The sequence below is a fragment of the Cryobacterium breve genome, from assembly GCF_027594785.1.
GTDB lineage: Bacteria > Actinomycetota > Actinomycetes > Actinomycetales > Microbacteriaceae > Cryobacterium > Cryobacterium breve_A.
Genome location: NZ_CP075584.1, coordinates 1,460,843 through 1,474,126, shown reverse-complemented (window position 1 = coordinate 1,474,126; position 13,284 = coordinate 1,460,843). Strand labels below are relative to the sequence as shown.

The 13,284-nt window shown below is 70.1% G+C and carries 8 protein-coding genes and 3 pseudogenes; 9 read left to right on the top strand and 2 right to left on the bottom strand.

Annotation, left to right across the window (positions count from 1 at the left end):
- Positions 1-52: 52 nt before the first annotated feature.
- From KIV56_RS07145 to KIV56_RS07110, 8 genes and pseudogenes are all read left to right on the top strand, one after another.
- Positions 53-430, top strand: coding sequence for an SHOCT domain-containing protein (locus tag KIV56_RS07145; RefSeq protein WP_281535702.1), 378 nt, complete (start codon positions 53-55; stop codon positions 428-430).
- A 48-nt stretch (positions 431-478) separates the two neighbouring features.
- Complete coding sequence (locus KIV56_RS07140) at positions 479-1,936, top strand: DUF2252 domain-containing protein (protein ID WP_281535701.1); 1,458 nt, start codon at positions 479-481, stop codon at positions 1,934-1,936.
- A gap of 129 nt (positions 1,937-2,065) precedes the next feature.
- Positions 2,066-3,043, top strand: coding sequence for a sugar ABC transporter substrate-binding protein (locus KIV56_RS07135; protein WP_281535700.1), 978 nt, complete (start codon positions 2,066-2,068; stop codon positions 3,041-3,043).
- Complete coding sequence (locus KIV56_RS07130) at positions 3,040-4,026, top strand: ABC transporter permease (RefSeq protein WP_281535699.1); 987 nt, start codon at positions 3,040-3,042, stop codon at positions 4,024-4,026. The genes KIV56_RS07135 and KIV56_RS07130 overlap by 4 nt, the downstream gene beginning before the upstream one ends.
- On the top strand, positions 4,023-4,853 hold the full coding sequence (locus KIV56_RS07125; RefSeq protein ID WP_281535698.1) for an ATP-binding cassette domain-containing protein: 831 nt from the start codon (positions 4,023-4,025) through the stop codon (positions 4,851-4,853). The genes KIV56_RS07130 and KIV56_RS07125 overlap by 4 nt, the downstream gene beginning before the upstream one ends.
- An 82-nt stretch (positions 4,854-4,935) precedes the next feature.
- Positions 4,936-8,893, top strand: a pseudogene (locus KIV56_RS07120) (Pls/PosA family non-ribosomal peptide synthetase).
- Positions 8,866-9,783 carry a hypothetical protein gene (locus KIV56_RS07115; RefSeq protein WP_281535697.1) on the top strand — a complete coding sequence of 306 codons (918 nt, stop codon included), beginning with the start codon at positions 8,866-8,868 and terminating at the stop codon, positions 9,781-9,783. Before KIV56_RS07120 ends, KIV56_RS07115 begins: the two are co-directional and overlap by 28 nt.
- Entirely contained in the window at positions 9,722-10,315 is a 594-nt protein-coding gene (locus KIV56_RS07110) for a M1 family aminopeptidase (RefSeq protein WP_281535696.1), read from the top strand. Before KIV56_RS07115 ends, KIV56_RS07110 begins: the two co-directional genes overlap by 62 nt.
- Here the strand turns inward: KIV56_RS07110 and KIV56_RS07105 are convergent.
- Positions 10,272-10,961 (bottom strand): 4'-phosphopantetheinyl transferase family protein, encoded by a 690-nt coding sequence (locus KIV56_RS07105; RefSeq protein WP_281535695.1) that lies wholly within the window; start codon positions 10,959-10,961, stop codon positions 10,272-10,274. The genes KIV56_RS07110 and KIV56_RS07105 overlap by 44 nt on opposite strands.
- 102 nt (positions 10,962-11,063) lie before the next feature.
- Here KIV56_RS07105 and KIV56_RS07100 point away from each other — a divergent pair.
- A pseudogene (locus tag KIV56_RS07100) lies at positions 11,064-12,082 on the top strand (magnesium and cobalt transport protein CorA).
- 114 nt (positions 12,083-12,196) lie between these two features.
- Here KIV56_RS07100 and KIV56_RS07095 read toward each other — a convergent pair.
- Positions 12,197-13,190: pseudogene (locus KIV56_RS07095) on the bottom strand (adenosine deaminase).
- Positions 13,191-13,284 lie beyond the last annotated feature (94 nt).

Below are 13,284 nucleotides of genomic sequence, written 5' to 3'. Positions count from 1 at the left end.
CAGCGACGAGGGCATCGCACGGGTGTCCGTGGATCCGAAGGAGTGACGGCGCATGGACAATTTCTGGAACCTGGTGGGGTTCTTCTTCTGGTCCTTCGTCTTTCTGGCCTACCTCATGGTGCTCGTGACCATCATCGGAGACCTGTTCAGCGACCATGAGGTCAGCGGCTGGGTCAAGGCGATCTGGATGATCTTCCTGGTCTTCCTGCCCTTCCTCACCGCGCTCGTCTACCTGATTGCGCGGGGTTCCGGGATGTCCCAGCGCCAGGAGCAACGTCGGCAGCAGTATCGCGGCGCGACCGACCAGTACATCAAGACCGTCGCGGGTTCGTCGCCGTCCACGGAGATCGCGGATGCGAAGAAGTTACTGGACACCGGCATCATCACCCAGTCCGAGTACGAGCGGCTCAAGGCCAGGGCGCTGGGCTAGACGGCACGGGCAGAAAACGACTGAGTAACGACAGAGAAGTCGTCAGCCGTGTATGAGGACAGGGCCGCGCTCGACAACGTCGTCGAACATGCGACCGTCGAGGAGCGCAAGGCCAGGGGCAAGCAGGCGCGGCAGCAGACTCCCCGCGCCAGTCACTCGGGTTGGTCGCCGGCCGCGGACCGGCCAGACCCGGTCGCGCTGCTCGAGGAACAGAATCTCACCAGGGACCAGGATCTGGTGCCGGTTCGGCACGGCCGGATGCTTGTCTCTCCATTCACGTTCTACCGGGGCGCGGCCAGGATCATGGCCGCCGATCTCAAGGACACCCCCAGGTCCGGGTTGATCGTCCAGCTCTGCGGCGACGCCCACCTGTCCAATTTCGGCCTCTTCGCCTCTCCGGAGCGCGCCCTGCTCTTCGACCTGAACGACTTCGACGAAACCCTGCCCGGCCCGTTCGAATACGACGTGCAGCGGATGTGCGCGAGTTTCACGATCGCGGCCCGCAACAACAGGTTCACGACGTCCCAGGTCCACGACGTGACGCTCGCTTCGGTGCGCGCGTACCGCGAGGCGATGGCGGAATTCGCGAAAATGCGCACGATGGACGTCTGGTACGCGCGCATGACCGAGGAGACCGTGATGGCGACCCTCCAGGTCGCCGCGGGCAGGAAGAGCGGAGACAAGACGGAGCGAACGGCGGCGGTGAACGCCGAGAAGAGGACGAGGGCGATCGCCGACAAGGCCCGCACCCGCGACAGCTTGCAGGCGCTGTCGAAACTCGCAGAGTTCGTCGACGGGGAGTACCGCATCATCAGCCAGCCGCCGATCGTCATCCCCGTCCGGGAGCTGACCACGACAACGGGACTGACGCCCGACGAGATCGAGGAATCGGTGCGGACGGCGTTCCGTTCCTACCGCGCCAATCTCCAGGACGACCGCCGCGCGCTGCTCGAACGTTTTGAACTCGTCGACGTTGCCCGCAAGGTCGTCGGCGTCGGGAGCGTCGGCACACGTGCCTACATAGCGCTGCTCCAGGGGCGTGACCAACAGGATCCACTCTTCCTCCAGGTCAAGGAGGCCAGGGCCTCTGTGCTCGAAGATCATCTCGACACGAGCCGCTACGAACAACCCGGCGAGCGCGTCGTGCAGGGACAACGGATGATGCAGGCCGCGAGTGACATCTACCTGGGCTGGACGAAAGGGGTGCAGCAGAACCGCTTCCTGTACTGGCGTCAGCTGCGCGACATGAAGGGCTCCGTCGTTGTGGAGAACATGGTGCCGTACGGCATGACCCTCTATGCCGGACTGTGCGGCTGGACGCTCGCTCGCGCGCACGCACGCTCGGGTGACCCGGTCGCCATCGCCGCCTACCTCGGGAAGAGAGACGAATTCGACACGGCCATCACCGATTTCTCGCTGCGCTACGCGGATCAGAACGACCGCGACTATCAGACATTCGCCGAGGCCGTCCGTTCCGGGCGGCTGCCGTCCATCGCCGGCCTGTAGTGCGTCCCCTCCGGACTCGCCACGCAGCGCTGCAGCCTAAGATTCAGGAGGGTCATCCTCAGCGGCGTCCCGCCCGTTCGCCGGACTCCGGCAGCTGGCTGAAGACCGGCCCCGAAGGACGAACCACCGATGTTGCACAAAACCAGCCTGCTCGCCGGGCTCGCGGCCCTGGTCCTGCTTCCGCTCACCCTCACCGGATGCTCGGCGAACGGGAGTAGCGCGACCGGCTCCGACGCGGCATCCGCCGGGAAGACCACCATCGCGATGGTCACCCACGGAAACCCCGGAGACGCGTTCTGGGACGTCGTCAAGAGCGGCGCGGAGCAGGCAGGGAAAGACCTCGGCGCGACCGTCACCTATCAGGGCGACGGCGACCCGGTGCGGCAGAGCCAGCTGATCGACTCGGCCGTCGCGACGCATCCGGACGGCCTGATCGTTTCGATGGCGAACCCCGACGGGGTCAAGGCGTCCATCGAGAAGGCCGTCGCGGCCGGTATCCCGGTGATCACGATCAACTCGGGACTCGAAGAGTCCCTCGCCTTCGGTGCGCAGACCCACGTGGGCCAGAGCGAGTATGCCGCGGGACAGGCCGCGGGGAAGCGGCTCGCCAAGGCGGGGGCCACCAAGGTGATCTGCGTGATCCACGAGGCCGGAAACACGGGCCTCGAAGACCGGTGCCGGGGAGCCGCCGACGGCCTCGGCAGCCCGGTCGCCAACGTGCAGGTCGACATCGCCAACCTCGCGGACGCCCAGAACACGATCAAGAGCACGCTCCTGGCCGACCCGACGATCGACGGTGTGCTCAGCCTGAACCCGGGCATCGCCGTCGCCGCGAGCCAGGCCATCACCGACGCCGGCAGCCATGCGCAGCTCGCGACCTTCGACGTGTCCAAAGACGTGACGACGCTCATCGAGGCCGGCTCGATCCTGTTCGCGGTCGACCAGCAGCCATACTCCCAGGGCTACCTTCCGGTGGTGTTCCTCACCCTGCAGAAACGCAACGGTGACGTCGTCGGCGGCGGCCAGCCGGTGTTCTCCGGCCCCGGGTTCGTGACGAAGGAAAACGCGGCGCAGGTCGCCACCTACGCGGCCCACGGAACGCGATGACCGGGCTGCTTCGCCGCCCCGAGGTCGGGGCACTTGTCGCCGCGTTCGGGATCTTCCTGTACTTCTCGATCTCGACATCCGCTTTCCTGACCCCGGCCGGCGTTGCAACCTGGCTGTACTCGTCGTCGCTGTTCGGGATCATGGCCGTCGCCGTCGCCCTCCTGATGATCGGCGGAGAGTTCGACCTGTCCGCAGGCGCGATGACCGGAACGACCGGCCTGATCGTCGGCATCGCGACGACGCAGTGGGGCCTGAACGTGTGGCTCGCCCTCGTGCTCGCGCTCGCCGCGGCCCTCCTCGTCGGTGCGTTCAACGCGTGGCTCGTCACCTCGACCGCCCTGCCGAGTTTCATCGTGACCCTCGCGACCTTCTTCATCCTGCAGGGCCTCAACCTCGCCGTGACCAAACTGCTCACCGGAACCGTCGCGATCCAGGGCCTCGGAGCGGTCACCGGCTTCGACCAGGCCCGGGTGCTCTTCGGCTCCTCGTTCCCGCTGTTCGGCATGGACGTCAAGATCTCGATCGTCTGGTGGATCCTGCTGACCGCGCTCGCGACCTGGGTGCTGCTGCGCACCCGTTTCGGCAACTGGGTCTTCGCGGTCGGCGGCCAGGCCGCGAGCTCCCGCCAGGTCGGCGTGCCCGTGCGCCGGGTGAAGTTCGGGCTCTTCCTCACCACGGCGGGCGCAGCCTGGCTCGTTGGCATGCTCCAGCTCTTCGACGTGTCCACCGTGCAGGCGACGACGGGCATCGGCCAGGAATTCGTCTACATCATCTGCGCCGTCGTCGGCGGCTGCCTGCTCACGGGCGGGTTCGGCTCCGCGATCGGCGCCGCCCTCGGCGCCCTCATCTACGGCATGGCGCTCCAGGGCATCGTCTTCGCCCAGTGGGACAGCAACTGGCTCAAGGCCTTCCTCGGCGGCATGCTGCTGCTCGCGGTGCTCGTCAACCTCGGGGTGCGCCGCCAGGCCGGTGACCGCTCATGACCGCGGCGGAGCCCCTGGGCGCGGCGGATGCCCGGACGCCCCTTCTCGAGGTGCGCGGCCTCGGCAAGAGCTACGGTTCGGTGCGCGCGCTGAGCGGGGTGACGGCCTCGATCGGCGCCGGCGAGGTGCTCTGCGTGCTCGGCGACAACGGGGCGGGCAAGTCCACGCTGATCAAGGTCCTCGCCGGGGCGCACGGGCACACCGAAGGCACGCTCCTTGCCCATGGCATCGAGCAGCACTTCGCGAGTCCCCGGGACGCGCTCTCCCGCGGCATCGCGACGGTATACCAGGACCTGGCCCTCGTGCCGCTGCTCCCGGTCTGGCGCAACTTCTTCCTCGGCGCAGAAGAGACGGTCGGCCATGGTCCGTTCCGCCGCCTTGCCGTCGCCGCGATGCGGGCGACCACCCGGGACAGCCTCGTAACCCTGGGCATCACCCTCCGCGACGTCGACCAGCCGATCGGCACCCTCTCCGGCGGGGAACGCCAGGCCGTCGCGATCGCCCGGGCCGTGCACTTCGGCGCGGAACTCGTCATCCTCGACGAACCGACGTCCGCCCTCGGCGTCACCCAGGCCGGCCTCGTGCTCCGGTACATCGCGCGGGCCCGCGACCGCGGCCTCGGCATCGTGTTCATCACGCACAACCCGCACCACGCCTGGGCCGTCGGGGACCGGTTCCTCGTGCTCCGTCACGGCACGAGCCTCGGCGAGTTCGCGCGCGACGGGATCACGCTCGACGCGCTCACCGGCTTGATGGCCGGCGGCGAAGAGCTTGACGCGCTCGGTCCCCTGCTCGGCCGGCCGGCATCCGCCGGGGACGCCCTCTGACCGAGGTGCTGGCTGACACCCCGGCGTCACACGCCTGTTCTACACTGGGGAATCGTCGTGCGGTGCCGAGCACCGCGTCCCGATCCGAGGAGCGAGCGTGACCGAGACCCCCGTTCCGCAGGGCGCAGCCCAGGCTGTGCTCGAGGCCGGATCGCGCACCACGGAGCCCCGCACCCTCATCGACATCCTCTTCGCCACCGAGGCCAGGCACCCGAACGCCCTCGCTCTCGAGGACCACTCCGGCACGGTCAGCTACCGCCAGGCTCCGGCATCTCGTCGACGAGCAGGCCCTCGCCCTCAGCCAGGCCGGCGTGCGCCGCGGGGACACCGTCGGGATCCGCATCCCCTCCGGAACCCGCGAACTCTACGTGTCCATCCTTGCGACCCTGCGGGTGGGAGCAGCGTATGTCCCTGTCGACGCCGACGATCCAGAGGAACGCGCGCACCTGGTCTTCAGCGAGGCCCGCGTCGTCGGCGTGATCGGCCGCGGCGGCGTCTTCGAGTTCCGGCCGGCGGTGGATGACGTCATGCTCAAGCAGCGGATGCTGCCGCCCGAGGAAGACCTGACCCTCGCGCACACCCACCGCACCCTGCCCCGCGGGAGCGACGACGCCTGGGTCATCTTCACCTCCGGGTCGACGGGGGTGCCGAAGGGCGTCGCCGTCTCGCACCGCTCGGCGGCGGCGTTCGTCGACGCCGAGGCCGGGCTGTTCCTCCGAGCCGACCCGATCGGCCCCGCCGACCGGGTGCTCGCCGGCCTGTCCGTCGCCTTCGACGCCTCCTGCGAGGAGATGTGGCTGGCCTGGCGGGGCGGCGCCTGCCTCGTCTCCGCTCCGCGCTCCCTCGTGCGCAGCGGCGTCGACCTTGGCCCGTGGCTGATCGCGCACGGCATCACCATCGTCTCGACGGTGCCGACCCTCGCGGCGCTCTGGCCAGAGGAAGCCCTCGAACGGGTGCGCCTGCTCATCTTCGGCGGCGAGGCCTGCCCTCCCGAACTCGCCGCCCGGCTCCAGGCCCGCGGCCGCGAGGTCTGGAACACCTACGGGCCGACGGAGGCGACCGTCGTCGCCTGCGCCGCGCTGCTCGACGGCAGCGCGCCGGTCCGGATCGGCCTGCCCCTCGACGGCTGGGACCTTGCCGTCGTCGACTCCACGGGCGCCCGCGTCGCCGAGGGCGAGACCGGGGAACTCATCATCGGGGGAGTGGGCCTCGCCCGCTACCTCGACCCCGCGAAGGACGCCGAGAAGTACGCGCCGCACGCCGGACTCGGCTGGCCGCGCGCCTACCGCAGCGGCGACCTCGTGCGCTTCGAGGAGGCCGGCCTGGTCTTCGCCGGCCGGGCAGACGACCAGATCAAGCTCGGCGGCCGTCGCATCGAGCTCGGCGAGATCGAGGCCGCCCTGCGCACCCTGCCGGGCGTCGCCGGGGCCGCCGCGGTCGTGCAGCGCACGCCGGCCGGGAACCAGGTGCTCGTCGGCTACCTCGCCCTCGTCGACGGGGCATCCGCCTTCGACCGAGTCCAGGCGACCACGCGACTGCGGGACGAACTGCCCGCCGCTCTCGTACCGTTGCTCGCCGTCGTCGACGAGCTGCCGATACGCGTCTCGGGCAAGGTCGACAAGGCCGCGTTGCCCTGGCCGCTCCCGGCGACGGGCGACGACACGGATGCCGGCCTGCTGTCGCCGACGGCGGCCTGGCTCGCCGGGAAGTGGGCCGCCATCCTCGGGTCCACCGTCGAAGGACCGGACGCCGACTTCTTCGCTCACGGCGGTGGCTCGCTCACGGCGGCCCAGTTCGTCTCCGCGCTCCGCGAACGCTATCCGGACACCCGGGTCAACGACATCTATGACCATCCCCGCATCGGCGCGCTCGCCGACGAACTCGACTCTCGCACCCCCGCCGTCGTCGCCGCGGCGCGCACCGTGCTTCCGGTCCCGTTCCGCAGCCAGCTCCTGCAGACCCTGCTCGGCATCCCGCTGCACGCGCTCGTCGGCGCCCGCTGGCTCGTCTACCTCGCTACGGCGAACAACCTGCTCGCCGCGGGCGGCGCAACGTTCGCGCCGACGCTGTCCTGGTGGTGGATCCTCGCCGGCTTCCTCGTCTTCGTCACTCCGCCGGGCAAGATGGCGCTCTCCGTAGTCGCCTCCCGGCTCCTCCTCCGCGGGCTCAAACCGGGCGCTTACCCGCGAGCGGGGTCCGTGCACCTGCGGCTCTGGCTCGCCGAGCAGGTGTCCCTTCTCGTCGACGCCGTGAGCCTCGCCGGAGCGCCCTGGATCAGCTACTACGCCAGGGCCCTCGGCGCCCGCATCGAGCCGGGCGTCGACCTGCACGCGCTCCCGCCGGTGACCGGGATGCTGTCCATCGGCGAGCGCGCCGCCATCGAACCCGAGAGCGACCTGTCCGGCTACTGGATCGACGGCGACGTACTCCGCGTCGGCCGGGTGAAGATCGGCGCCGGCGCCACGATCGGCGCACGCAGCACCCTCCTCGGCGGAGCGGTGATCGGAGAGGGCGCCGTGATCGAACCCGGCGCCGCCGTGTCCGGCCCCGTGCCGGAGGGCGAACGCTGGGCCGGCTCGCCAGCCACCCGGGTCGGCGCCGCCAGGGGCGCCTGGCCGGCCGAACACCCGCCGCGCGGCCGCCGCTGGCTGACCGCCTACGCCCTCGGCGCGCTCGGCATGACCGCGATGCCCGCCGTCGCCGTGGTCCTCGCCGCGCTCCTCATCGGCGCCGCGATCGGAGACGCCGGCACCCTGGGCCTCGCGCTCGGCCGGGCGGCGCTGATGATGCCGCTCGCCGTCGTGGTCGCCGGGCTCGTCTATGCGCTGCTCGTCGTGCTCGCCGTGCGGGCGCTCGGCGTCGGGCTCCGCGAGGGGTACTACCCGGTGCGCAGCCGGTTCGGCTGGCAGGTCTGGATGACGGAGCGCATCCTCGACGGCGCGCGCACGCTGCTCTTCCCCGTCTACGCGAGCCTGCTCACCCCGGTGTGGCTGCGCCTGCTCGGCGCGAAGGTCGGCGCGGGCGTCGAGGCGTCGACCGTGCTGCTCATCCCCGCGCTCACCACGATCGCGCCCGCTGCGTTCCTCGCCGACGACACCATGGTCGCCTGTTACGAACTCGGCGGCGGCTGGATGCACATCGGCCCGGCCAAGGTCGGCCGCCGCGCCTTCCTCGGCAACAGCGGCATGGCCGGCGCCGGCCGCACGGTGCCGCGCAACGGACTCGTCGCCGTGCTCTCGTCCACGCCGCGCAAGGCCAAGCGCGGGTCCTCGTGGCTCGGCAACCCGCCGGAGCGGCTCCGGCGGCTCGTGACGGATGTCGACGAAGCGCGCACGTTCCGGCCACCGGCCCGGCTCCGCACGGCGAGGGCCCTCTGGGAGGTGCTCCGGATCGTGCCCGTGATCGTGACCGGTCTGGTCGCACTTGGCGTCCTCGCCGCCCTCGACGCGCTCTGGCTCGGCCTCGGTCTCGGCTGGACGATCCTTCTTGGCGGGTTCGTGCTCCTCGCGGCCGGTGCCGCCGCCGCCGCCGTGACGAGCCTCGCCAAATGGGTGCTCGTCGGGCGGATCAGCGTGAGCGAGCATCCGCTCTGGTCGTCGTTCATCTGGCGCAACGAGGTCTCGGACACCTTCGTCGAGATGGTCGCCCGGCCCTGGTTCGCGGCGAAGGCCGCAGGCACCCCCGCCCTCTCGGTATGGCTGCGCACGATCGGAGCCCGGGTGGGCCGCGGCGTCTGGTGCGAGACGTACTGGCTGCCGGAAGCGGACCTCGTCTCGCTCGGCGACGGGGTCACCGTGAACCGGGGCTGCGTCGTGCAGACGCACCTGTTCCACGACCGGATCATGCAGCTCGACCGGGTCGCGCTCGCCGAGGGGGCCACCCTCGGACCGCACAGCGTGATCCTGCCCGCCGCATCCGTCGACGCCGGTGCGACCGTCGGCCCCGCCTCGCTCGTCATGCGCGGCGAACGGGTGCCGGCGGGGTCGGTCTGGTCTGGGAACCCGATCTCGCCGTGGCGCAGACTGCCGTGGACACCGTGAGCCCGCAGACCGGCGGGAAGACTGGCGCCGAAAAGGGCTCCGCAGGCAAGGGCTCCGCCGGCTCGCCCGGCAAGGTCGCCCTCAACCTGCCGACGACGATCGGGTCCGGCACGGCCGGCGATCCCTACCTGATCGGTGCGGGCAACGGCGGCTACCGGGCGCTGCACTACGACCTCGACCTGGACTACCGGGTCGCGACCAACCAGCTGCGCGCGACCGCGACGATCACGCTCGTCGCGACGATGCGCCTGGACCGGTTCAGCCTCGACTTCGACGGGCTGAGCGTCGACCGGGTCACGGTCAACGGCGCCCGGCCGCGCAAGTCCGTGCACACCGGCCGCAAGCTCGTGGTGACCCCGCTGACGACGATGGAAGCCGGGGAACGGTTCGAGATCGCCGTGCGGTATCGCGGGGCGCCGCATCCGCTGCGCAGCATCTGGGGAGAGGTCGGCTGGGAGGAACTGCTCGACGGCGTGCTCGTCGCGGGGCAGCCCTGCGGGGCCGCCTCCTGGTTCCCCTGCAACGACCACCCGAGCAACAAGGCGACCTACCGGATCGCGGTGAGCCTGCGAGGCGCCGTACACCGTGGTCTCGAACGGCACGCTCACCGCGAAGTCGACCCGCTCCGGCCACACCAGGTGGACCTTCGAGGTCGTCGAGCCGATGGCGACCTACCTCGCCTCGGTGATGATCGGCCGGTACCGTTCGAGCGCGCAGCAGCCCGTTGTGGCGGGCGGCCCGGCCCCGGTGCCGATCACGCTGCACTTCCCGTCCAACCTCGCGCACAACGTCGGCGTCGACTTCGCCAGGCTCGGCGAGATGGTCTCGGTGTTCAGCACGACCTTCGGCCCGTACCCGTTCCCCGGGTACTCGGTCGTCGTGACGGATGACGTGCTCGAGATCCCGCTCGAGGCGCACGGCCTCGCCGTGTTCGGCCGCAACCACGTCGACGGCAACCACGGCAGCGACCGCCTGATCGCCCACGAGCTCGCGCACCAGTGGTTCGGCAACAGCCTCACCTCCGCCGCCTGGCGCGACATCTGGCTGCAGGAGGGCTTCGCCTGCTACGCGGAGTGGATCTGGGGCGAACACGCCGGCGGACGCACCGCCGAGCAGAGCGCGATGTACCACCGCGGCCGCCTCGAAGCGCAGCCGCAGGATCTCCTCGTCGGCGATCCCGGCCCGCACAACATGTTCGACGACCGGGTCTACAAGCGCGGTGCGCTCGCCCTGCACGCCGTGCGGCGCTCCCTCGGCGACGAGGTGTTCTTTGACACCCTGCGCGCCTGGACCCGCGCCAACCGGCACGGCCTCGTCTCGACGGATGCCTTTGTCGAGTTCGTCTCGATCCACACCGGAAGCGGAGAGATCCGCCGCATCATCGACCGCTGGATCTACCGGACCGCCCTCCCCAAACTCTGATGCTGGGGGTCTCCAGCAGCCGGAGAGCCGGCTGGGTGCCGGGGCGGGTCACCACGGCGACGCGGCCGACGAGGTTGAGGCCGGGGCCGGGGTCGAAGCTTGTGAGGAGGATGCCGGTCAGGGGGACGTCGGCGCCCGGCCAGGACTCGAGTGCCGGGCCGAAACCCGGTACCCGGCGCGGTGCGAGGGTGAGGTCGCGCGGGTCGACACGCAGGCCGTCGCCGGTGGACTTCAGGATCGCCTCCTTCGCGCACCAGATCCCGGCGAGGTCCGCGGCATCCGCCGCCCGCTCGCGAGGCGACAGGGCGACATCGGCCACGGGGGAGCGGGCGACGGATGCCACACTCTCGATGTCGACGCCGACCGGCCCCGCGAAGCTCACCGCGACGGCGACGTGGCCGGCCGCACGGCTGAGACTGAGGTACACGGCCGCTTGCGGCGCGGACCCGGCTGCCGCTGTCTCGAGGGAGGGCACACCGTGCTCGGTGCTCCCGCAGTGCGGGCAGTGCCGGGCGACTCGCACGCTCGCGGGATCGCGGCCGAGCACCCGCGCGGCCGTCGCCGCCAGGAGTGCCCGGTCGGAGGCATCCGTCTGCCCGCGGGGCGCGACGAGGACGACCACCTCTCCAGCACCCTGATCGATCACGCATCCAACCTAGCCGCGCCCCCTGTTCCGAAACCCACGGGACCGGCCGCTGGCACGACACCGAGGAGTGCGACACTGGTAGCTGCACGCGAGGAGCACGCCATGACACTGATTGACAACGCGGTCTACGTCGACGGGCGACGCCTCGCGACGCCAGACTCCCTGGACGAGACCTATTCGACGCTGACCGAGTGCGGCGGCTTCGCCTGGATCGGCATGTATCGGCCAGAAGAGACCGAGGTGCGTTCGATCGCGGCGGAGTTCAAGCTGCACCACCTGTCGGTCGAGGACGCGCTGAAGGGCCATCAACGTTCCAAGCTCGAGCGGTTCGACGACATCCTCTTCGTGGTGCTCCGGCCGGCCCGGTATATCGACGCCGAGGAGCGGGTCGAGTTCGGCGAGCCTGCACGTCTTCGTCGGACCCGACTTCGTCGTGACCATCCGCCATGCCGAATCCCCCGACCTCGCGAAGGTTCGCGCGCGGATGGAGTCGACGCCGAGGCTCCTGGCCCTGGGCCCCGAGGCGGTGCTCTACGCGATCTTCGACCAACTCGTCGACGAATACGCGCCCGTGATCGCCGGACTCGAGAACGACATCGACGAGATCGAGGACGAGATCTTCGACGGCGACCCCGAGGTCGCCCGGCGCATCTACGACCTGTCGCGCGAGGTGATCGAGTTCCAGCGGGCGACCCAGCCGCTGATCGGGATGCTCGAGGCGCTCAAGCGCGGCTTCGCGAAGTACAACGTGGAGGCCGAGCTGCACCACCACCTCGACGACGTACTCGACCACGTGCTCCGGATCAACGAGCGCGGCTCGGCCTTCCGGCAGATCCTCGACAACGCGCTCATCGTGCATTCGACTCTCGTCACCCAGCGGCAGAACGACGAGACCAGGCGGCTCTCCGAGACGAGCCTCGCGCAGAGCGAAGAGGTCAAGAAGATCTCGAGCTGGGCAGCGATCCTGTTCGCGCCGACCCTCGTCGGAACCGTGTACGGCATGAACTTCGTCAACATGCCGGAGCCTGCACTGGGAGTACGGCTACCCCTTGGCGCTTGGCCTGATGGTCGTGGGCGGCTTCGTGCTCTGGCGCGTCTTCAAGAAGAACAACTGGCTCTAGCCGCCGCTCCCGCCGGCCGCAGACTGTCGAGTGTCGTCGTTCTCGCCGAATATCGCCCGTGCACGGGCGATATTCGGCGGAAACGACGACACTCGGAGGAATTGCGCTCCCAAGCTAGGGCTGGGCGGCGCGCCAGGCGTCGACGTCGGCCTCGAGGGCTGCCTTCTCGGCAGGGTCGAGGAATGACGCCTCGATCCCGTTCCGGGCGAGGACGGCGAGCCGGTCAGGGCCGAGGTCGAACTCGGCGTCGAGTGCCGCCAGGTTGTCGTCGATGTAGCCGCCGAAATAGGCGGGGTCGTCGGAGTTGACCGTCGCGAGCAGGCCGAGGTCGAGCATCCGCACGATGGGGTGGTCGGCGAGCGTGTCGATCGCGCGCAGCCGCACGTTCGAGAACGGGCAGACCGTGAGCGGCACCCGGTCGCGCACCAGCCGTTCGACGAGCGCGGGATCCTCGAGGCTGCGGATGCCGTGGTCGATGCGCTCGACCCCGAGCCGGTCGAGCGCGCTCCAGACGTATTCGGGCGGGCCCTCCTCTCCCGCGTGTGCGACCCGGCGCAGCCCGTTCGCCGCGGCGAGGGCGAAGACCTCCTCGAACAATTCCGGCGGGTAGCCGACCTCCGCGGAGTCGAGCCCGACACCGTCGATCGTGTAGCCGCTCGCGAGAATGTCGTGGAGGATCTGCAGCGCTTCCTCCGCCGGCCGGTCGCGCAGGAACGTCACGATCAGTTTCGTCGAGATGCCGAAGGAGTCGACCGAGGTGCCGAGGGCATCCGCCACCCCGCCGAGCGCGGTCAGCAACGGGATGCCGCGGCTCGTGTGCGCCTGCGGGTCGAAGAAGATCTCGGCGTGCCGCACCCCCGCGTCAGCGGCCCTGGCCAGGTAGGCCCGGGTCAGGTCCGTGAAATCGGCGGCTTGACGCAGAACGTCGAGGTTGTGGTAGTACAGATTGAGGAAGGATTGCAGATCGGTGAACTCGTATTGTGCCCGCAGGCTCCGCCAGGGTCGCCCACGGCAAAACGACGGCATTGCGTTCGGCCAGCTCGAAGATGAGCTCTGGTTCGAGGGTGCCCTCGATGTGCAGGTGGAGTTCGACCAGGGGGAGTTTCATTGCCCCATTCTCGCAAGCCCGGTCGGCCTCGAATCACCACTGGTCCGAGCAGCCAGCACAGCGGTCAATACACCGGCCCGAGCACCGGACCGCA

What these genes read in the sequence shown, in the direction of transcription:
- KIV56_RS07135 (WP_281535700.1), top strand. Translation starts at nt 2,066, where the DNA reads ATGTTGCACAAAACCAGCCTGCTCGCCGGGCTCGCGGCCCTGGTCCTG.
- KIV56_RS07125 (WP_281535698.1), top strand. Translation starts at nt 4,023, where the DNA reads ATGACCGCGGCGGAGCCCCTGGGCGCGGCGGATGCCCGGACGCCCCTT.
- KIV56_RS07130 (WP_281535699.1), top strand. Translation starts at nt 3,040, where the DNA reads ATGACCGGGCTGCTTCGCCGCCCCGAGGTCGGGGCACTTGTCGCCGCG.
- KIV56_RS07145 (WP_281535702.1), top strand. Translation starts at nt 53, where the DNA reads ATGGACAATTTCTGGAACCTGGTGGGGTTCTTCTTCTGGTCCTTCGTC.